20 protein-coding genes and 1 riboswitch are annotated in these 19,761 nt (G+C 62.5%); of the genes, 13 read left to right on the top strand and 7 right to left on the bottom strand.

Annotated features, from left to right (window positions below; all coding sequences use genetic code 11):
• Positions 1 to 56 precede the first annotated feature (56 nt).
• From QP803_RS16210 to QP803_RS16195, 4 genes are read left to right on the top strand one after another with little or no spacing between them, the layout of a single operon-like run.
• Complete coding sequence (locus QP803_RS16210) at positions 57 to 1,160, top strand: substrate-binding domain-containing protein (protein ID WP_284944507.1); 1,104 nt, start codon at positions 57 to 59, stop codon at positions 1,158 to 1,160.
• A complete protein-coding gene (locus QP803_RS16205; RefSeq protein ID WP_284944506.1) occupies positions 1,157 to 2,695 on the top strand; it encodes a sugar ABC transporter ATP-binding protein in 1,539 nt (512 codons plus the stop codon). Before QP803_RS16210 ends, QP803_RS16205 begins: the two co-directional genes overlap by 4 nt.
• Positions 2,692 to 3,696 (top strand): ABC transporter permease, encoded by a 1,005-nt coding sequence (locus tag QP803_RS16200; protein ID WP_284944505.1) that lies wholly within the window; start codon positions 2,692 to 2,694, stop codon positions 3,694 to 3,696. Before QP803_RS16205 ends, QP803_RS16200 begins: the two co-directional genes overlap by 4 nt.
• A gap of 10 nt (positions 3,697 to 3,706) precedes the next feature.
• Positions 3,707 to 4,660 carry a cyclase family protein gene (locus tag QP803_RS16195; RefSeq protein WP_284944504.1) on the top strand — a complete coding sequence of 318 codons (954 nt, stop codon included), beginning with the start codon at positions 3,707 to 3,709 and terminating at the stop codon, positions 4,658 to 4,660.
• A gap of 30 nt (positions 4,661 to 4,690) precedes the next feature.
• Here the strand turns inward: QP803_RS16195 and QP803_RS16190 are convergent, their stop codons facing one another.
• Positions 4,691 to 5,296, bottom strand: a complete 606-nt coding sequence (locus tag QP803_RS16190) for a TetR/AcrR family transcriptional regulator (protein ID WP_284944503.1) — start codon at positions 5,294 to 5,296, stop codon at positions 4,691 to 4,693.
• Positions 5,297 to 5,390: 94 nt separating this feature from the next.
• Here QP803_RS16190 and QP803_RS16185 point away from each other — a divergent pair, with 94 nt between their 5' ends.
• On the top strand, positions 5,391 to 6,290 hold the full coding sequence (locus QP803_RS16185; protein WP_284944502.1) for a ketopantoate reductase family protein: 900 nt from the start codon (positions 5,391 to 5,393) through the stop codon (positions 6,288 to 6,290).
• Positions 6,291 to 6,414: 124 nt separating this feature from the next.
• Positions 6,415 to 7,341: an NmrA family NAD(P)-binding protein gene (locus QP803_RS16180; RefSeq protein WP_284944501.1), complete on the top strand. Its 927-nt coding sequence runs from the start codon at positions 6,415 to 6,417 to the stop codon at positions 7,339 to 7,341.
• Positions 7,342 to 7,734: 393 nt separating this feature from the next.
• Here the strand turns inward: QP803_RS16180 and QP803_RS16175 are convergent, their stop codons facing one another.
• A complete protein-coding gene (locus QP803_RS16175; protein ID WP_284944500.1) occupies positions 7,735 to 7,983 on the bottom strand; it encodes a hypothetical protein in 249 nt (82 codons plus the stop codon).
• Positions 7,984 to 8,036: 53 nt separating this feature from the next.
• Positions 8,037 to 8,816, bottom strand: a complete 780-nt coding sequence (locus QP803_RS16170) for an alpha/beta fold hydrolase (RefSeq protein ID WP_284944499.1) — start codon at positions 8,814 to 8,816, stop codon at positions 8,037 to 8,039.
• Between the two features lie 139 nt (positions 8,817 to 8,955).
• Here QP803_RS16170 and QP803_RS16165 point away from each other — a divergent pair, with 139 nt between their 5' ends.
• Positions 8,956 to 9,543 carry a sigma-70 family RNA polymerase sigma factor gene (locus tag QP803_RS16165; RefSeq protein WP_284944498.1) on the top strand — a complete coding sequence of 196 codons (588 nt, stop codon included), beginning with the start codon at positions 8,956 to 8,958 and terminating at the stop codon, positions 9,541 to 9,543.
• Between the two features lie 14 nt (positions 9,544 to 9,557).
• A complete protein-coding gene (locus tag QP803_RS16160; protein ID WP_284944497.1) occupies positions 9,558 to 10,205 on the top strand; it encodes a DUF1109 domain-containing protein in 648 nt (215 codons plus the stop codon).
• A gap of 141 nt (positions 10,206 to 10,346) precedes the next feature.
• Positions 10,347 to 10,412: riboswitch (Fluoride riboswitch) on the top strand.
• Positions 10,413 to 10,535: 123 nt separating this feature from the next.
• Here QP803_RS16160 and QP803_RS16155 read toward each other — a convergent pair.
• The gene (locus tag QP803_RS16155; protein WP_284944496.1) at positions 10,536 to 10,829 is read right to left on the bottom strand and encodes a hypothetical protein; all 294 of its coding nucleotides are present in this window, start codon (positions 10,827 to 10,829) and stop codon (positions 10,536 to 10,538) included.
• Between QP803_RS16155 and QP803_RS16150 the strand changes: the two genes are divergently transcribed.
• The 5 genes from QP803_RS16150 (at position 10,822) to QP803_RS16130 (ending at position 16,135) form a co-directional block, all read left to right on the top strand.
• On the top strand, positions 10,822 to 11,958 hold the full coding sequence (locus tag QP803_RS16150) for a Re/Si-specific NAD(P)(+) transhydrogenase subunit alpha (protein WP_284944495.1): 1,137 nt from the start codon (positions 10,822 to 10,824) through the stop codon (positions 11,956 to 11,958). The two genes, QP803_RS16155 and QP803_RS16150, sit on opposite strands and share 8 nt — an antisense overlap.
• A gap of 38 nt (positions 11,959 to 11,996) precedes the next feature.
• A complete protein-coding gene (locus tag QP803_RS16145) occupies positions 11,997 to 12,413 on the top strand; it encodes a proton-translocating transhydrogenase family protein (protein ID WP_284944494.1) in 417 nt (138 codons plus the stop codon).
• A gap of 8 nt (positions 12,414 to 12,421) precedes the next feature.
• Complete coding sequence (locus tag QP803_RS16140) at positions 12,422 to 13,819, top strand: NAD(P)(+) transhydrogenase (Re/Si-specific) subunit beta (RefSeq protein WP_284944493.1); 1,398 nt, start codon at positions 12,422 to 12,424, stop codon at positions 13,817 to 13,819.
• A 529-nt stretch (positions 13,820 to 14,348) separates the two neighbouring features.
• Positions 14,349 to 15,656, top strand: a complete 1,308-nt coding sequence (locus QP803_RS16135) for an SDR family oxidoreductase (RefSeq protein WP_284944492.1) — start codon at positions 14,349 to 14,351, stop codon at positions 15,654 to 15,656.
• Positions 15,653 to 16,135: a DUF2269 family protein gene (locus QP803_RS16130; RefSeq protein ID WP_350356034.1), complete on the top strand. Its 483-nt coding sequence runs from the start codon at positions 15,653 to 15,655 to the stop codon at positions 16,133 to 16,135. The genes QP803_RS16135 and QP803_RS16130 overlap by 4 nt, the downstream gene beginning before the upstream one ends.
• A 57-nt stretch (positions 16,136 to 16,192) precedes the next feature.
• On the opposite strand, the gene QP803_RS16125 is transcribed toward QP803_RS16130, so the two are convergent.
• Genes QP803_RS16125 through QP803_RS16115 form a run of 3 tightly spaced genes read right to left on the bottom strand, consistent with a single transcriptional unit; the run spans position 16,193 to position 19,738 of the window.
• Positions 16,193 to 17,167, bottom strand: coding sequence for an ABC transporter permease (locus QP803_RS16125; RefSeq protein ID WP_284944490.1), 975 nt, complete (start codon positions 17,165 to 17,167; stop codon positions 16,193 to 16,195).
• Positions 17,168 to 17,189: 22 nt separating this feature from the next.
• A complete protein-coding gene (locus QP803_RS16120) occupies positions 17,190 to 18,713 on the bottom strand; it encodes a sugar ABC transporter ATP-binding protein (RefSeq protein ID WP_284944489.1) in 1,524 nt (507 codons plus the stop codon).
• On the bottom strand, positions 18,710 to 19,738 hold the full coding sequence (locus tag QP803_RS16115; protein WP_284944488.1) for an ABC transporter permease: 1,029 nt from the start codon (positions 19,736 to 19,738) through the stop codon (positions 18,710 to 18,712). The genes QP803_RS16120 and QP803_RS16115 overlap by 4 nt, the downstream gene beginning before the upstream one ends.
• Between the last annotated feature and the right edge of the window lie 23 nt (positions 19,739 to 19,761).

Genomic DNA, 19,761 nt, shown 5'->3' with positions numbered 1-19,761 from the left:
TGGGTGAACACTCCTTGAACGCGCGCCATGAAGAGCGCCGATCGGGAGAGAAAGCGATGCGGATCGCCAGTGCTGCACTCTGTGCCTTTGCCGGCGCCGGACTGATGGTCATGTCTCACCATGCCATCGCGGCGGATGCTGTGGCGGACGCGAAAGCCGCTCTCGTGCGCTATGCCGGCCCGCAGACGGTCTGGCTGGGTCCGACGACGGCGCCCAAGCCGCTCGCCGACAAGTCCATCGTCTATTTGTCCGGGGACGAGCAGAACGACATCTCGCGCGAATACGGGCTTTACATGAAGCAGGCGGCGGCCAAGCTCGGCTGGAAGCTGACTGTCATCGACGGCAAGGGCAGTCCTTCGAGCTGGGTCGCGGGCTTCAATCAGGCGATCGCCCTCAATCCAAGCGGCATCGCGATCTTTGCGGATGCCAAGAGCTTGCAGGGTCCCATCAGTACCGCAGTCTCTCGCGGCATTACAGTGATCGGCTTGCACGCGGCTTCGCTGCCTGGGCCGCAACCCGACCTTCATCTATTTGTGAACATCCAGGAAGACCCGCGCGAAATCGGCAAGGCGGAGGCAGACTGGGCCATTGCCGATAGCAACGGCAAGGCCCGCGTGGTCGTGGTGACCCACAATGAATATCAGATCGCCGCCACCAAGTCCGGTGCCACGCGCGACGCTGTGCAGGCGTGCCCGGGCTGCAAGATGCTCGACTACGTCAACTTCCCGGCCTCCGAAGCGGCGCAACGCATGCCGCAGCTCACCACAAGCTGGCTGCAGCGCTTCAGCGTTCCGATCTACATCACCTCGGTCGGCGACAATGATCTCGATTTCGCCATTCCCGCCTTGCGCAGCGCCGGCGTGCCACCCGCGCAGGCGAAGCTCATCGGTGCGGACGGCAATCGCTCTGCTTATGAGCGCATTCGCAAAGGCAATCAGTATCAGACGGTGACGGTGTCCGAGCCGATCGAGTTGCAGGCCTATCAGGCGGTCGATGAATTCAACCGCGCTTTCAACAAGGCGCCGCCAAGCGGCTTCGTGCAGCCGCCCTATCTCGTGACTCCCGAAAATGTCGGCGTCGAAGGCGGCGACAAGGACATCTTCGTGCCGGCTAACGACTACAAGGCCCACTATCTCACGCTGTGGGGCGTCTCGCCTTGAGCCATGGCCCGCAGCACGAGGCGCAGCCGCTTCTCGTACTGGAGGGTATCGTCAAGCAGTTCACCGGCACGCTCGCGCTCGATCATGTCGATTTCGATGTCCGGCGTGGTGAAATCCATGCCCTGCTGGGTCAGAACGGCGCCGGCAAGTCGACGCTGATCAAGATCCTCGCCGGCATTTATCCGCCGACAGCCGGGCGCGTCCGATGGAAAGGCGAGGATGTGGTGCCGGGCTCTTCCCCGCTCCCCATCACGTTCATCCACCAGGATCTCGGTCTAGTCGATACCATGACGGTGGCCGAGAACGTTGCCATCCTTGCCGGCTATCCACGCCGCAACGGAATCATCGACTGGCGGGCTGCCGCGACCGCCGCGCGTGACGCGCTCGTTCTTATGGACAGCAGGATCGATCCGGAAGCGCGTGTCGGCACGCTGTCGGCGGCCGAGAAGTCGATCGTCGCCATCGCCCGCGCGCTGGCGACGCGTTGCGACCTGCTGGTGCTCGACGAGCCAACGGCGGCATTGCCGGCCGCCGAAGTCGATCTGCTGCTCACCACGCTGCAGCGCCTCAAGGCCAGCGGCATCGGGTTGATTTATGTGACCCATCGGCTGGACGAGGTCTTCCGTATCGCCGACCGGGTGACGGTTCTGCGCGATGGGCGACGTATCGCCACGCGCGACAGTGCAGCGACAACGCCGGGTGATCTCGTCGAATGGATCGTCGGCGGCGCACTCGCTCAGACTGAATTCGCGACGACACCGGCTTCGGATGAGGTGCTGCTGGCCTTGGACGGGCTGGTGGTCGGCCAGGAAGACGGCTCCGGCTTCGTGGGACCTGTGAGCCTCTCGGTCCGGCGAGGAGAGACTTTAGGTCTCGTCGGCTTGCGCGGGGCGGGCCATCACGCTTTGGGCCGCGCCTTGTTCGGTGCGCTGAAGAAGACCGCCGGCACTGTGCGGTTCAAGGGCGCGCCGATCGCGGTCGACGGCCCGAACGACGCCATTCGCAGTGGCATCGGATTCGTGTCCAGTCGGCGGGCGGAGGAGAGTCTCGCCGGCGGCCTCAGCGTACTGGAGAACCTGTATCTCTATGCGGGCGCGCGTGGCGTGCCGGCGCTGCGCCCGGTCAACCGCTTGCGCGAACTCGTCTCCTGCCGGCGGGCGCTGGCGCGCTTTTCGGTGCGCCCACCCAATCCCTTGCCGCCGATCGTCACGCTCAGCGGCGGCAATCAGCAAAAGGTCGTGGTCGCGCGCTGGATGGAATCGCAAGTCGAGTTGCTGGTGCTGGAAGAGCCGACCATCGGCGTCGATGTCGGGTCGAAAGCTGAGATCTATCGTGACCTCGACCATGCCCATGAGCGTGGTCGCGCCATCCTGCTCATTTCCTCGGACTTCGAGGAGGTCGAGAAAGTGTGCCATCGTGCCCTCGTCTTCAATCGCGGCCGTGTCACGGCCGAGCTGCATCGCCCTGACATCACGGTGGGGCGTTTGACAGCACTCGCGGCCGGGACACACCCCACGGCGGAGGTTGCGGCATGAGCGCCACGACACGGAGCGGAACGCCGCGTTTGTCGCAGGCCATTTCGGTCTGGGGCCTGCTGGTGCTGCTGGTCGTGCTGATCGCGGTCTTCTCGGCGCTGCGGCCGGAGACCTTTCCGACGTACTTCAATTTCCGTTCCATCATGAACAATCGGGCGATCTCGGCCTTGCTGGCGCTCGCCGTGTTCTTGCCGATGACGGCCAATCACTTCGACCTGTCGGTGGGCTTTCTGCTCGGGATCGCGCAGGTGCTGGTGATCGGCCTGCAAGGCCAGGGTTTGAATTGGCCGGAAGCGGCGGCCGTCGTGCTGCTGCTCGGCGCCTTCGTCGGCCTGTGCAACGGCATGCTGGTGACCGTTGTGGGCATCGACAGCTTCATCGCCACTCTGGGCACCGGAACGCTGCTCTATGGCTTCAACGAGTGGTACACCGGCGGGCAGCAGGTCGTAGCCTCCCTGCCGCAGAGTTTCATCGACCTCTCTGGCACGGTCTTCGGGATTCCCTTGCCGGCGATCTACGTGCTGGTGCTGAGCCTGGTGCTATGGATCGTCTTCGAATTCCTGCCCGCTGGCCGACATCTCTATGTGCTGGGCGCCAATGCGCGCGCGGCCGAACTCAACGGCATTTCGGCCAAGCGCTATGTCACACTGGCCTTTGTAGGGGCGGGGGTGACGGCAGCCTTCGCGGGCATTGTGCTGCAATCCCAGCTCCAGGTCGGCCAGAGTTCGGTCGGTCAGGAATATCTGCTGCCGGCGTTCACGGCGGCGCTTTTGGGTGCAACCTCGATCCGACCTGGGCGTGTCAATGTCTGGGGCACCATCCTCGCTGTCGCGGTGCTGGCAGTGACGGTGGCCGGCCTCAACCAGCTCGGCGCGCCGTTTTTCGTCGAGCCTATCTTTGACGGCGCGATGCTGATCTTGGCGGTGGGTCTCGCGGTGACCGCCGCGAAACGCCGCGTCAAGCTGAGCGCCGCCAAGCCCGACGTACCCGCAAGCCCGTAAAGGACGTTTCATGGCGGAGCAGCGCAGCGACGATCCGGCCGAAAGCCCTGCCCTGGGCACGCATTGGTATCCGTCCCGCTGGGGTGCGGAGGATCAGCGCGGCAACGGCAATCTGATGGGCCCGGAGAAGATCCGTGCGGCGCTGGCGCTGGTATCCCGGCATGAGATCATCAAGCTTGGGCATCCGTATGATGCGCAGATTCCCCTGGCGCCAGGCCGCCTGTTCGGGTTGCGCATGCCCGGCGGCCCCACCGGCGGCCCCCATGGCGGTCGCAGCAAGACCGTGTGGAACGACGAGTTCCTGGCGACCGAGATCGGCCAGATCGGTACGCATATGGATGCGCTCGGCCATCTCGGACGCCAGATCGGTGAGAAGGCGGATCATGGCAATATCCGCTTCTACAACGGCAATCCGCTCTCCGAGATTTGGTCCCCCTATGGCCTCACACGCCTCGGCATCGAGAAGGCACCCGTCTTCTTCACGCCGGGCCTATTGCTGGACGTGCAGGGCCTGAAGGGGCGGGTGATGGACCTAGGGGAAGAGATCACGCCGGCGGATCTCCAGGCCTGTCTGGAGCGCCAGGGATTGAGCGAGACGGTCTTCGCGCCGGGCGATGCGGTGCTCATTCGCACGGGACATGGGTCGCGCTTCCGCACCGAAGCCGCGACCTTCTATGATGGCGCGCCGGGGCTGGGCCTCGCTGCGGCGGAATGGCTCGCGGAAAAAGCGCCGAGCGTCGTGGGCGCAGACAACTTTGCCGTGGATGTCGTGCCGCCTGTGGATCCGGAGGTTTTTCATCCGGTCCACCAGCATCTCATTATGAAGCATGGCATCTATCTGCATGAGGGCATGAAGCTTGATGAACTGGCGGAGACGCACGCTTGGCGCTTCGCTTATATCTTTGCCCCGCTGCCGATCGTGGGCGCCACAGGCTCCCCCGGCACACCCATCGCTCTGATTTAATTGGGGCGATGGGCTGTCACGTGCACGACCTTACATCTCCTGGCGCACCAGGCAGGTCAGCACGTGTTCGATGAGGGTATCAACATCGGCACCTGGCACCCTGTCCGACATGGCGCCAAGCCTGCCATCGATGAGCAACATCGCCAGCCCATGCATCAACGACCATCGCGCCGTGGCGGTCATCAAACTTTGAATGCCATGAGAGGCGATGGGCACCGCGCCCTCTGTTTCACGAAGCGTCAAAAATGAGAAGGCTGCGGCGCCTGCAGTCGACAACACTGGATTTGACCAATCAAGCCGTTCCGAGCGGAACATGAGTTGAAACAGCGCGGGCGAGGCCCGCGCGAAGCCAATATATCCCCGGCCGAGCGCGGTGAGATGCGCGCTTCGGCCTGGTTCGGCGACCGCGACCTCGGTTTCAACATGCTCGCGCAGCCGGACAAATCCAGACGCCGCCAAAGCGGTCAGCAGGCCGGACAGATCTCCGAAATGATGGGAGGGCGCGGCGTGCGAAACCCCCGCTTCCCGCGCCGCCCCACGCATCGTGAGCGCACCAATCCCCTCCCGTTCGAGAATGGCCTCCGCCGCCTGAAGCAACGCCGCAGGAAGGGCTCCGTGATGATATGGCGTGGTCATGGAAAATCTTTACGCTGACAAGATTGCCCTTGACAAGCCCGTCGCCTGATCCGAGATAGGGGAACTAGACAGTGACAAGATAAAGGTCCTCCTCATGCTCGCGCCTTCTTCGCCGCTTCGAATCGCCGTTCTCGGCGCCGGAAAAATCGGCAGCACATTCGCCTTTCAACTCGCGCGCATCGGGCATCACGATGTCACCGTTATTGCGCGCCCGGGGTCTCTCCGTCTGCAGCAGCTCGAACGCGACGGTGGTATTATCGACGTCAAAGGCGAACGGGCGGCGATGCGTGTTGCCAGCGCGCTTGATGAGGACACGCCCTATGACCTGGTGATCGTCACGCTTCTGGCGCACCAGACAGACGCGCTTTTGCCCGCTTTGCGGCGCAGCGCGGCCAAATGCATCCAGTTCATGTTCAACACCTTTCATCCGGAGCGGTTGCAGGAAGCGGTCGGTGCCGCGCGATGCGCCTTCGGCATGCCGTTTGTGCAGGCAATGCTGACCGCGGAAGGCAGGCTCAAGGCGACCATTGGCGCGGGTGGACAAAAGACCATCATGGGCCAGCAGCGCTGGGTCGATGTCTTCAATGCAGCCGGTGTGCCCGCCAAATGCGAGCCTGACATGCCGCTCTGGCTTCGCTGTCACGTCCCACTCTGCGTGGCGTTCGAAAGCGTCTCTGTCGCGGGTGAGCGACGCGGCGGCGGCGCCTCATGGGGCGAAGCGCTCGTTTTGGCGCAGGGTGTCCACGCGAGTTTCACGCTCATCAAGGGTCTCGGATATGATCTCTATCCAAGCGCGAAGACGCGGATTGACCGCAGCCCGGCTTGGGTTGTGGCGGCTGTGCTGTGGCTCATGTCGCGCATCCGGTCGTTCCGCGAATTGCTCGCGACGGGTAAAGCGGAATGCATCAACTTGGTGGATGTCCTGGTCGCGGCTACGCCGTCTGCGAAGGCACCCGTCAATGTATCCGCCATAGAGGCAATGAGGCCAATCTAGCAGAGGTTCTTCGGATGTCGTTGCAACGCATGAGGTGCTGACGTCTGGGTTTTCTGATAGCTCTCGGCGGTCGCTGTCTGATTGAACGCGGAGATGAAGATATGCCCGAACCTACGGACCCCGTTTGGCTCAAGGTCATCCGCTTATGAGGCAAACTCCACCTATCGTTCTTGCGGGGGCAACGGGCGATCTCGGCGGGCGTATCGCAGCCTCTTTGGGCCGCCGAGATATCGTGTACCGGGCCCTTATCAGATCCGGCAGTTCGGCCGCCCTTCGGTCGAGTCTGGAAGCGGCGGGCGCGACACTGGTTGAAGTCGATTATGAGGATGCGCCCGCACTGCGACACGCCTGCGACGGTGCCGCTTGTGTCGTGTCGGCCCTCAACGGCCTTGAATCTGTGATCCTTGGCATGCAAGGCAAATTGCTTGAAGCCGCCGTCGCGGCGGGCGTCCCGAGGTTCATCCCGTCCGACTATTCTCTCGATTTCACTAAGACGCTTCCGGGAGACAACCGCAATCTTGATTTGCGGCGTCAATTCATGGCGCGGATCGACGAGCGACCGATCAAAGCGACATCGGTGCTGAACGGCGCGTTTGCCGATTTGCTCGCGGGACAAGCACCCATTGTCCTCCATAAACGCCATAAGATCCTTTACTGGGGGAGCGCGGACCAAAAGCTCGACTTCACAACCAAGGACGACGTGGCGGAGTATGTGGCAGAGGCGGCGCTGGATGACGGCGCACCCCGGTTCCTGCGGATTGCTGGGGCGGCGGTGAGCCCGCGTGATTTGGCCGCGCTGATGACAGAACTCACAGGGAAGAAGTTCGGCTTGCTGCGCCCGGGCGGAATTGGTTTGCTGAGCGTCGTCATCACCGCCGCGCGAACCATCAGCCCCTCGGGTGATGCGGTGTTTCCAGTTTGGCAGGGCATGCAGTACCTGCGCGATATGTCGAGCGGACGTGGCAAGCTCGAACCCCTCGACAATGACCGATACGGCATCAGGCCGTGGACGACAGCACGAGACGTTCTCGCCTCCCACTTTGCCTCATAAGCCTGCGGCTATTCCTATGCGCTTACAAAGTGCAACTGCCCGGACATAGTCGCGTAACGTCGCGTGCGTATCAGCCGACCGAGCGTCGATAGAGACCGATTCGGGGGCTTGTTTTGAGAGTGCTGAAGACTTTCATCGCATCTGTTGTGCTCGCAGCGCTCGTTCGAAAAACGCACCGGACTCTTATCGATGATGCGGTCGCTTCGGGTTTTGGCGCATTTGCGAGTGGAGAAATGCACTGTCCGTTTGTCGAGCAATCTCTTGCTGACGCTTGGCTGACAGGATACCGATCCGCAGATCGGCTTGACGCCGCCATCTGGTAACGACTCTGGTTCAGAGAGCCGTTCACGTATCGGACTGAAGCAACATTGCTTCAGTCCGATACGATCAGACTTAGTTGCCGGATGAGCTGCCGCTGCTCTCACCCATGCCGCTGCCCGAACCGGCCTTAGCACCGGGGCCCGTCTTCAATCCATGGATCACCTTGTGATGATGCTTGGTCTTGAGCGTATGTGTCGCATAGCCCGAAATCGGCGACGTGACGGTGGTGCCGCCCGTGGTGCTTTGCGCGAAACTCGCCGAGGCGAGGGGCGGGGCCACCAAAAGGGCGGCGGCGAGAAGGATGTTCCGTGCGGTGATCATGATAAACGTGTCCAGTCTGTTGGTGTGAAAGGGAGGCTCGCGGTCGGGCAGCGCTATTTCTCTTGGCCGGCGGCCTTGAGGATGAGGTCGGCAATCGCCTGCGGTTGAACGACCATGGCGAGATGGCCAGACTCAACCTCGATGGTCGTCGCGTGCATGCGCTTGGCGACGAAACGCTCGAGATCGGGCGATATGGTCATATCCTGCTTGGCCACGGCATAGAAGCTCGGTTTGTCATGCCAGGCAGCCACTGTCGTGCGGGCTGAGAAGGTCGAGGTGGCGGTTGGCTGTTGCTCGGCGAACAGAACTTCGGCCTGCGCATGGGGAAGGCCATTGGCGAAGTATTGGGTGAAGGCGTTTTCGCTCAGCGTGGAGAGACCGTCATGGACGACCAGTCCGGAATGCGCCGGCACGCTGGGAAACTTCTTTGATAAGGCAATGAAGTCCTCTCCCGCGTCGGGCGCCCGCGCCGCGACATAGACCAGTGCCGACACGTTCGCGGCGTCGCCGGTGTCGCTGATGATGGTGCCGGCAAAGGAATGCCCGACCAGCACGGTGGGGCCATCCTGCAGCGCCAGCACGCGGCGCGTCTCGGCATCGGCTGCCGCGAGCGAGGTCAGCGGATTCTGCACCGCCGTGACATGCAGGCCGGCAGCCTGCAGAATGGGAATGACCTTGTCCCAGCTCGATCCGTCGGCCCATGCGCCATGCACGAGCACGACGTTGTGGGCCTTTACCGGAGCGGCGGTTGTCTGGGCATGGGCCGGGAGGCTGGCGGCTGCGGCGGCCATCAGGCAAAGAGCCACGGCGGCCCCTGTCTTGTACATCTTCATCTTCGCTGTCCTTGTCAAAACGACGTTTGAAAGCACAATGCTTCAATGAGGTTTTCGAAGTGAACACGGCCCGCGCAACACGGCGCGCGATTAAGGTGCGCATGGCTGGCATTCCCATGCGGCCGTTAAGATTGCCAGCATGACCATCGAACACACTGACGTCACTCCGCGCGAAATTCAGTGGGCGGAGGCGATGCGTGCGGAGCGGCGGGGCGATGCCGCGGCCTATGAGCGCCTGCTCAAGGAGGTCGCGATCATGCTGCGCCGACTGATCCGCGCGCGTTTGGCCAAATTCGGCCTGGGCGTGGATGAGACGGAGGATGTGGTGCAGGAAATTCTGATCGGGCTGCATGGCAAGCGGCATACCTGGGACGACACCCGGCCGTTCATGCCCTGGCTGTTCACCATCACCCGCTACAAGTTCATCGATACGGCGCGTCGCCTGCGTCGCGACGCCGCGCGCCAAGTCGACATCACCATGGAGGAGATGGCGGAAATCTTCGCCGCACCCGCCGAGGATCCCGACCGGACCATGCAGGACATTGATCGCCACCTCGCCGATCTGCCGCCAAGCCAACGCCATGTTGTGCGGGCCCTCGGCGTTGACGGCGCCACCGTCCGCGCTACGGCCCAGCAGCTCCATACCAGTGAGGGTTCGGTGCGCGTGCTGTATCACCGCGCTCTGCGGCGCCTGAGCGCCAAGGCCCGGCAGGACGACACACCATGACCGGGAGAGAGGAGATGACAACCGCCGCGCGTACCAATGGCCTGATCGGCGGCCTTGCGGCACAGGCGGGCCGCAGCCGGATGGCCCGGCCCCGCGCCTTCAAGGTGATGCTCGTGATCGCGGCCCTGGTATCGCTCGGCGTGTCGGTGGCGCTGGTGTTGCTATGGGACGGGGCGCGGCCGGATTTCGCCTCCGCCATGCATCGCGCGCCCTTCGCTTATAAGGTTGCGAGCATGCTGGCCTTGGGTCTGGGCGGCCTCGTTTTGGCGAGCCGCGCCGCCTTGCCGGGCAGCCGCCGATTGACGGTCTTGGCTTTCGTGCCGGCCGTGCTCATCCTCGCCTTCCGCGCGGTCACCGACCGTTCAGGCCTTTCCTTCCTCGGAAATTCGGACATCTCCGTCCATGAATGCGTTCTGACGATTCTGGGCGTGTCGTTGCCGCCGCTGGTCCTGCTGCTGGGCGTGATGCGGATGGGCGCCGTCACCCGCCCGGCCGTGGTCGGCGCCATTGTTGGCGCCTTGTCCGGCGCCCTCGGCGCCACCGCCTATGCGCTGGCCTGTAAGAACGATGCGGGGGTGTTCGTTGCTCTCTGGTACCCGCTCGCGATCTTGGTCATGGCCGGCTTGGGCGCCACCATCGGGCGACGCACCCTCGCCTGGTAGCAAGCAACGTGGGGAATCGACGCGGCGCGATCGGCTTTCAGTGCGATATGCGCTTTCGTCTGCCTCAAGTCATTTTGGTCGTTTTCGCCACCCGGCGAAATCGATCGCTTGTTGACGCGACATCACAAAAGCCCAATAGTGAGTGCGTTATGGGATGGAGTCCCCCAAAAATAGACCGCCCATAGGGCTGATGGCTCCTGCGGCGTGGAATGCGCAGCAGGCGGCTGTTGTCCAGCTGCTGCGCATTCGGACATAATTGTCTTGGAAGCGGGCAGAAATGGTTTCAATGGGTGCAGTCATACAAGCTTTGAGTTGCCCGGCGGGCACCAATCAATCCTTTGCTGCTGTGCAGCATAAAGCGATGAAGCCGCCTTCTTCTATAAAACGGAATAGTCGTCCACGACGCGGAGCGATCGCGTCGATGCCGCGACAGCCGAGGTGGTTGTTGGCGCAATTTCCGTCATAGCGCGGCCCTTCGCAACGCGCGTGTCTGCCTGGGCATCTTCCCCGTAAAGCGATGCGCCGTCTCCGATTGTCGATCACGTCGGCGGAAGACGTGATCGACACTGCCGGTACGGTTTCATCTAAACCTTGTGCTTTAGATTTGAGGTCAAGAATGCGCATCGCCGTTCCCGCGGAAATCGATCAGGATGAGACCAGGGTTGCAGCAACGCCCGAGACTGTCGGCAAGCTCACCAAGCTTGGCGCCTCGGTCGTTGTTGCCCGAGGCGCCGGTATGCGATCCGGCATCCCAGACCAGGACTATGTGGCCGCAGGCGCCACGGTGGCTGAGCCTGAGACCGTCATGCAGGATGCAGACGTCATCTTGAAGGTGCGGCGGCCACAACTGGCGGAGCTTGCCGCCTGTCCTGCGGGTGCTTTGATGTTGGCGATCATGGATCCCTATGGTCAGGAGGCTGCCTTGGCGGCGATTGCCAGCGCCGGCCTGACCTCCTTCGCCATGGAACTCATGCCGCGCATCACACGGGCGCAGAGCATGGATGTGCTGTCCTCACAGGCTAACCTCGCGGGTTATCGCGCGATTATCGACGCCGCCGCGAGCTACGGTCGCGTTTTGCCAATGATGATGACGGCGGCCGGTACCATTCCGGCGGCGCGGATCTTCGTCATGGGCGCAGGGGTGGCCGGTCTTCAGGCAATCGCCACGGCCAGACGTTTGGGCGCCATCGTCACCGCAACGGATGTGCGACCTGCCGCAAAAGAACAGATTGCATCCCTCGGCGCCAAATTCGTGGCCGTTGAAGACGATGAATTTCGCCAGGCCGAGAGTGCAGCTGGTTATGCGAAGCCGATGTCGGCGGAGTATCAGGCGAAGCAAGCGGCGCTTGTCGTCGGCCATATCGCAAAGCAGGACATTGTCGTGACGACGGCCCTCATTCCCGGCCGGCCCGCCCCGCGCCTTGTCACGGCCGCGATGGTGGCGTCGATGCGTCCAGGATCGGTGATCGTCGATCTGGCGGTCGAACGAGGCGGCAACGTGGAAGGCTCCGAAGCGGGACGCGACGTCGAGACGACCAACGGCGTCCGTATCCTGGGTTACGCCAATACGGCCGGACGGGTCGCGGCCTCGGCCTCCGCCCTCTATGCCCGCAACCTCCTCAGCTTTGTCGAGACGATGATCGACAAGACAACGAACACCATCAGCCCGAACTGGGACGATGAATTGGTGCGCGCGACATTGCTCACCCGGGATGGTCAGGTTGTCCACCCAAACTTCAAGATCGCCACCTAGTCACCTGAAGCAAGAACCGGCATCAGAGGAGTTTTGCGATGCACCAAGATATCGATCAGCTCGCCACCGGTGCGGGGGCTTCCGCCCATGCGCTGACCTTCGGGGCGATTGACCCTTTCATCTTTCGACTGGCCATCTTCGTGATGGCGATCTTCGTCGGATATTACGTGATCTGGTCTGTCACGCCGGCCCTTCACACGCCGCTGATGGCGGTGACGAATGCAATCTCCTCAGTGATCGTCGTAGGCGCATTGCTGGCCGTCGCTGCCTCGCTGCATAGCGTTATGGGCCACGGGCCATGGATCGCGCGGGTGTTCGGGTTCATTGCCCTCGTGCTGGCGTCAATCAACATCTTCGGCGGCTTCTTGGTGACGCAGCGCATGATCGGGATGTACAAGCCCCGACAAGCGGCCCCGCCGAAGGCTGCTAACGTCACAGCCACGACCAGAGATTGAGCCGCGTCATGTTCGTCGATCTCGCGCAACTTCTCTACCTCTCCTCGGGTATCCTCTTCATCCTGGCCCTCCGTGGCTTGTCATCGCCCCGTTCCGCGCGGCGCGGCAACGCCATGGGCATGGCGGGGATGGCGATCGCGATTCTGACGACGCTGGCGTCAGCACCGTCCGATAGTCTTGGCGGTTGGGGTCTTGTCATTCTGGGTCTGGCCCTGGGCGGCGGCATCGGTGCCGTGGTGGCGCGACGCGTGGCGATGACGGCCATGCCACAGCTCATTGCAGCCTTTCACTCCGGCGTCGGTCTTGCCGCCGTCTGCGTGGCAGCCGCGGCCCTTTATGCACCGCAGGCGTTTGGCATTGGGATCCCCGGCCATATTGACGTCGGCTCACTCGTCGAAATGTCGATTGGATTGGGCATCGGCGGCATCACCTTTACCGGGTCGGTCATCGCCTTTGCCAAGCTCAATGGCAATATGTCCGGCACGCCCATCATGCTTCCCAATCGTCATGTCATCAACGCGGCGCTCCTCGCGTCCCTCATTGTGCTCATCGTCATCTTTATTCTGACCCAGGCGCATATTGTATTTTGGCTCATTGTCATCGCCGCTCTCGCGCTCGGCGTGCTGATGATCATTCCAATTGGCGGCGCCGATATGCCGGTCGTCGTCTCCATGCTCAATTCCTACTCGGGGTGGGCCGCCGCCGGGATTGGCTTTACCCTTGGCAATCTGGCCCTGATCATCACCGGCGCTCTTGTCGGCTCTTCCGGCGCAATCTTGAGCTACATCATGTGCGCGGCGATGAATCGGAGCTTCGTTGCGGTGATCCTTGGGGGCTTCGGTGGTGAAACCGGTGTGACAACCGGTGCGGCTGCCGACGCAAGGCCGGTGAAGCAAGGTGCGGCCGAGGACGCCGCCTTCATCATGAAAAACGCTGGACAGGTTATCATCGTTCCAGGTTACGGGATGGCGGTCGCGCAGGCTCAGCACGCCTTGCGGGAGATGGGAGATCGGCTGAAGGAGGAAGGCGTTCAGGTGCGCTATGCCATTCATCCTGTCGCCGGCCGGATGCCGGGCCACATGAACGTCTTATTGGCGGAAGCGAACGTGCCTTATGACGACGTGTTTGAGCTTGACGACATCAATGCGGAGTTTGGCCAGGCAGACGTGGCCTTTGTGATTGGGGCCAATGACGTGACGAACCCCGCTGCCAAGACGGATCGCGGCTCACCCATCTTTGGCATGCCGATCCTCGAAGTCGAGAAGGCGAAGACCGTCTTGTTTCTCAAACGGGGCATGGGATCCGGCTATGCCGGCGTGGAGAATCCGCTTTTCTTCAAAGACAATACGATGATGCTATTCGGCGACGCAAAGAAGATGGTGGAGCAGATCTTAAAGGCGCTCTAGCACGGTCAAGTCTTCGGCCCGTTTATGATGCGGGGGCAGGGATAGGGGCGGCCTTGGCGGAGCAGCCGGAGGGTGGCGACGTGACCCAGGTTCTACCAAACCTGGCTGCTTGCTGGTATTTGGCTGTGGATCGGTGTGCGCCTATGCTCCTATCATCGCTCTGCGAAGCTATGCGAAAACCTCCGAACGGAAGGACGTCAACGTGTCGTTTTTCGTGGTCATTGTGGTTATCCCCTACCTCATCGCCGTCGTGGCATTCTTCAAGCCGGATTGGCTCATGCGCCTTATGCGGGAGTGGCCTTGGGAGACTCGCCGGTCAGGGCGAAGCTCCGGGGAATAGGGTCCGCTGCCTCTGGGCCACCAAGCAGGTCGGACTGCCTGAGGTCTATCTCGATTAGAGAGCAAGCCGGCGCCCGAAACTGAGCGTTTGGCGGCGCTTGCCCAAAGCTCTTCGTTTTATCGTCGCCGACGCTGACAAAGAGGAAATTGGGAGATGGACCGGGACTAGGATATAGGGCCCTCTCACCCTTTGCTGGAAGCCGCGCCATTGAAGGTTCTTCTCCTCGGCGCAACAGGCTTTATCGGGCGTCATGTGGCCGCCCGACTGCTGACGGATGGCCATTTTGTCACCGCCGGCGTCCGCGATATCGCCAGCATCAAGCGTCGGTTCCCCGAGATCAATGCTGTACAGCTTGACCTCAATCGGATGAAATCCCCAGATGATTGGCTGCCCCTTCTTGCCGTGATTGACGCGGTGGTGAACTGCGCGGGCATCCTGCAGTCAGGGGCCGGTCAGTCGGCGCGGGATATTCACACCACCGCACCCGTCGCCCTCTTCGCGGCGTGCGAACGCTTACAGATCGGCCGAGTGGTCCAATTGTCGGCGATCAGCGCCGATACCGACGCCGGCACCGAATACGCTCTTACCAAAAAGGCCGCAGATGACGATCTCAAGGGGCGCAAACTCCCTTGGGTCTTGCTGCGGGCTTCCTTGGTCTATGCATCGGGCAGCTATGGCGGGACCTCGGCGATCAGGGGGCTCGCCGGCTTCCCATTCGTGACGCCGCTGGTTGGAGATGGCGACCAGCGCTTCCAGCCCATCCACGCGGATGATCTCGCCCACGCCATTAGCGCGTGCCTCACGCGCGACGACCTGTGCCAACAGACGCTGGAACCCTGCGGTCCCGAGACGCTAACCCTGCGGGAGATCGTGCAGCAGACGCGCACTTGGCTAGACCTGCCAACCGTCCCCGTGTTGAAGATGCCGGAGAGATTGGTCCGCATCGCGGCTAAAGTAGGTGACGTCGCCGGTACCGGCCCGATCCGCACAACCTCGATCGACCAAATGACCTACGGCAACATCGGCGACCCAATCGCCTTCCAGCAGATCATTGGGTTCAGGCCGCGCACGATGGCTGAGGCTTTCCAATCGGCACCCTCCCACGTGCAGGACAGATGGCACAGCCGCCTTTTCTTCCTGCGTCCAGCACTTACAATCGCGCTGGTGGCGCTGTGGGCCGGCTCAGGTCTCGCCGGCCTGCTCAATCCGCCGGCCGACGAGGGCAGGATCATGCAAGCCCTCCACTTACCCATGTCGTGGGGTAGCCCGATCGGAATCGCCTTCTCCCTTCTCGACATCGCGCTCGCCGTCGGTATCGCGATGGGGCGGGCAGGCCGCCTTCTGGCCTATGCCCAGATTGTCATCGTGTTCGGCTACACAGTCGGCATCGGTTTCGCCGATCCCAAACTCTGGGCCGATCCTTACGGTGCACTGCTCAAAAACATCCCGGTTCTGGCCGCAATGATAATCTGGTCCGCCTTGCTCGATGAAAGATGACGATGAACGCTCATAGCGTGCTCCTCACGATCCATATCATGAGCGCGACTGTCTTGTTCGGCCTCGGTGCCGGAACGGCCTTTCACATGCTAGCCACGCATTTCCGAGGCGACATTCACGCCATCGCATCGACCGCCCGCAACGTGGTGCTCGCGGACTGGTTATTCACCTCTACTTCAGGGGTGGTGCAGCCGGTAACTGGGGTCATTCTGGCCTGGACGGCGGGGTATCCGCTGCTTTCATCCTGGCTGGTTGCGTCCTACGTGCTCTACATCGTGGCCGGTGCATGCTGGCTCCCGGTCGTCGTGCTGCAAATGCGGATGGAGCGCTTGGCGAATGCCGCCGTGGCCGCCCAGGCAACGACTTTGCCGCCCGCGTATCACCGTGCATTCTGGACCTGGTTCTGGCTCGGCTGGCCAGCCTTTCTCGGTCTGGTCGTCGTCTTTTGGCTGATGGTCGCCAAGCCGACCCTGTGGTGACGACAAAGGGGGCGACGTTATCGGGGAGTGGTGCGACCGCTGATGAGTCCCGCGAGTCTATTTGATAACGCCGATCTTTCCGCGATCGGTCGTGAGGCCCACGGCGATCAGCGCCATAACGCCGAAAACGATGTATTGCGCCGTCGGCATCACGCCCAGAAGCACCGTCGCCACACGAAGCCAGGCGGTGATCAAACCGCCGATGACGCCGGCCCACAGGCCCCCGACGCCTCCGGAAATCGCAGTTCCCCCCAGCACGACGCCGACGATGGACAACAGCAACAGATTGCCTGCGAGCGTGGGGGAACTGAATTGCGTGACCGACACCAGAGCGAGACCAGCCAGGGCAGCGCAGCCTGCCGAGGTCGCGAAAGCGAAGCTGCGCACCGAGATTGTGCGCACACCCGACATCAGCGCCGTACGCTCGCCGGCGCCGAGCGCGAAAAGGTCACGCCCGATGCGGGTATAGCGCATGAGCAGGGCGAGGAATGCCACGACGATGATGACCGCGAAGACGACATCGGGGATGCCGAAGGCGGTGTCGCCGAGAAGATCGATGATGGGATCGCTGTCCGGCAAGGGTTGCGCCGTCGCGTTAGACAGTAAAAGCGACAGACCGGACAGCATGCTGAGCGTGCCGAGCGTCGTGATGAAGGATGGGATTTGGAGCCATGCATGGGCGAAGCCCTGCAGCGCACCGAAGGCGATGGCAATGAGGATGACGACGAGGCAGGTCCAGGGACCGAAGATGGGCGCCAGTTGCACGACGAGAACGCCGGTCAGGGACGCGATGCCCGCCACGGATAGGTCGATGCTGCCGGTGAGAATGGGCATGGTGCTGCCGATGACCAGGATCAGCAGCGGTGCAGCATCGGTGGCGAACCCCGTCAGCGCGCTGGGGGACAGCGTGCCGGGTGCAATGATGGCGCTGATGATGACCAGCAGCAGAAGCACCGCGATGGGCACGAACCGTCGCAATGTCATGCCCCAATCCATGCCCTCGGGCAGCTTCGGTTCCGTCCAGATGCTCATGACGACGCCTCTTTCATCGCGATCAGACCATGGCCCTAACAAGATCTTCCTCGCGGGGCACATCCCCGCGCGTAAGGTCGTATTGCGCGCTGATCGCACCGTCCCGCATCACCAGGATGCGGTCCGAAAAATCGAGAACCTCGCCGATTGTGTCTGCAACGAAGATGACGGCGAGGCCCTTGGCCGCTTCGGCGCGGATGGCCTCGAACAACTCATCCCGCGCGCCGGGATCAAGGCCTCGGGTCGGGTGATCGAGCAACAGGACCTTCAAATGGCGCGACATGAGCCACTTGCCGAGCACAACTTTCTGCTGATTACCGCCGCTGAGATCGTCGATCCGGGCATTGCTTGATCGTGTTTTGACGTGCAGGCGATCGATCCAGGTCGTGGCGGCCGCGCGCTCGGCGCGACGGTTGATGAGGATACCACCATGACCGTAATCCAGGCCCGAGGTGAGGACCATATTCTCGACAAGTGTACGCCCCTTCAGGAGCCCTTCCAGATGGCGGTTGGCCGGAAGATAACCGACACCCTGGCGCACGGCGGACGCGGGAGAGGCGGCGTCGATCGCTTTGCCGTTGAGGCGAATGGTGCCGCTGACCTCATCCTCCGCGCCGAAGATCGCGCGGCATAGCTCCTCCGCGCCGGAGCTTTGCACGCCCAGCATGCCCAGGATTTCGCCGGGCTCCAGGCGCAGCGTGACGTCATGGAAATGGTTGCCGGATGACAGCGTGTCGATCTCCAGCCGGGCCAAGCCGGTGGCGGCCGTTGTAACGGCGCCCGCCATGCGGGCCGGGCGGGTGGCGCGCTGACGACCGACCATAAGGCGATACAGGCTTTCGCGATCGATATCGGCGATCGGATGCTCTGCGACCTTGCGGCCATCGGTCATCACCACGGCGCGGTCACTGATGGCGAGGATTTCGTCCAATCGATGTGACACGAAGACGATGGCAGCAGTTTGGCGCAGACGGTCGATTTGGCGAAACAGCAGGGCAATCTCGCCCGGTGTCAGCACCGATGTCGGCTCATCGAAGAGGATGATCGGCGGATGGTCCACAAGATCCTCGATGGCCAGAACCTTTGCCAGCTCCACCTGCTGGCGCTCGGCGAAGCGAAGCGTATCCACGGTCACGCGTGGATCGATATCCACCTGGATTTTGCGGAGCTGATGGGCCGCCGCTTCGTAGAGTTGACCCCAGCGATAGAAGCCGAAGCGCTTAGCGGCATTCGGCTTGTCGAGAAAGATGTTCTCGGCCACGGTGAGATTGGGGATGAGCGATTGTTCCTGATGGACCATGCCGATGCCATGCAGCGTGGCCTCGGCCTGGCTGCGCAGCCGCACGGGCGTGCCCCGCAGCAGCATAGTGCCTTGTTCGGGCTGAACGAGACCGGCCATGATCTTGAGCAGCGTCGACTTGCCGGAGCCGTTCTGCCCCACGAGGCCGAGCACCTCACCCTGCCGAAGGCTGAGATCCATGGGTTCCAGTGCGACAACGCGGCCAAAGGTCTTTCCGACGCCGCGCACTTCCAGAAGATTGCTCATTTCACGACCCGCAGCTTACGGCGCATATGCAGCCCGCTGATCGCGACCACCGTCACGATGACCGCGCCACTGATGATGTTGCGCACGTAAGGTCCCGCACCAATCTGGATCAATCCATTATTGAGCACTTCCAGAATGACCGCGCCGATGGCGGATTGAAGAACGCCGCCGCGACCGCCGCTCAGTAAAGTGCCCCCGAGAACGCAAGCGCTGACGGCGGGAAACAGCAGGCCATTGCCGATATCGGCATTGCCGTCGCCCAATTGCGCCGAGAGCAGCACGCCCGCGAGGGCTGCGATGAACCCAGAGATGACGAAGGCCACAAACTTGAACAGCGGCACGCGCAGGCCCGTGGTGACCAGCGTCGCCTCACCCCCGCCGACCGCATAGATCATGCGGCCGAGATGCGTGTAGTTGAGGACAAGATGAAAGACGACCAGGACGGCGACGGCGATGAAGACGATGAGACTGAGGCCCGCGATATGCGTGGAGGCGAGGCCGAGCACGAGGGGATCGTGGATTCCGGGCACCTCGCTCGGAAATAGTACGCTGGCGATCCCAAGGCCGATGAACCAGGAGCCGAGCGTCACGATGAGGGACGGCATCCGCAGGACGGTGTTGAGCAGGCCATTGAAGGCGCCAAACGCCACGCCGCACCCGAGGGCGGTGACGATTCCCCAAATCCCCCAGTCATGCCGATTGACGTTGTTCGCACTCAGAAGGGAGACCGCCATGCTCGCAGTCGCCATCACCCCCTCCAGCGAGAGGTCGATGGCGCCGAGGATGATAACGAAACTCAGGCCGGTTGCGAGGATGACCGGAACGGCGGCGGCCTCGGCGATTGCCGCGAGATTGCCCCCCGTCAGGAAGTTGTGGCTGGCGAGTTGGAAGGCAAGTGACAGAACAACGAGGATCGCGACGGGGCCGATGCTTTGCAACCACCGGCCAGACCAAAGACTGCGCGTCGGTGCCGGGCGCCCGGACACCGACGCGCTTTGGCCAATCTTGGTCGCGAGTTTCATCATCCGCCGCCGCGATCCTAGGTGAC

The organism is Acidisoma sp. PAMC 29798 (assembly GCF_030252425.1).
Lineage (GTDB): Bacteria > Pseudomonadota > Alphaproteobacteria > Acetobacterales > Acetobacteraceae > Acidisoma > Acidisoma cladoniae.
Note: the sequence above shows the minus strand (reverse complement) of the source record. Positions and strands in the feature narration are given on the sequence as shown.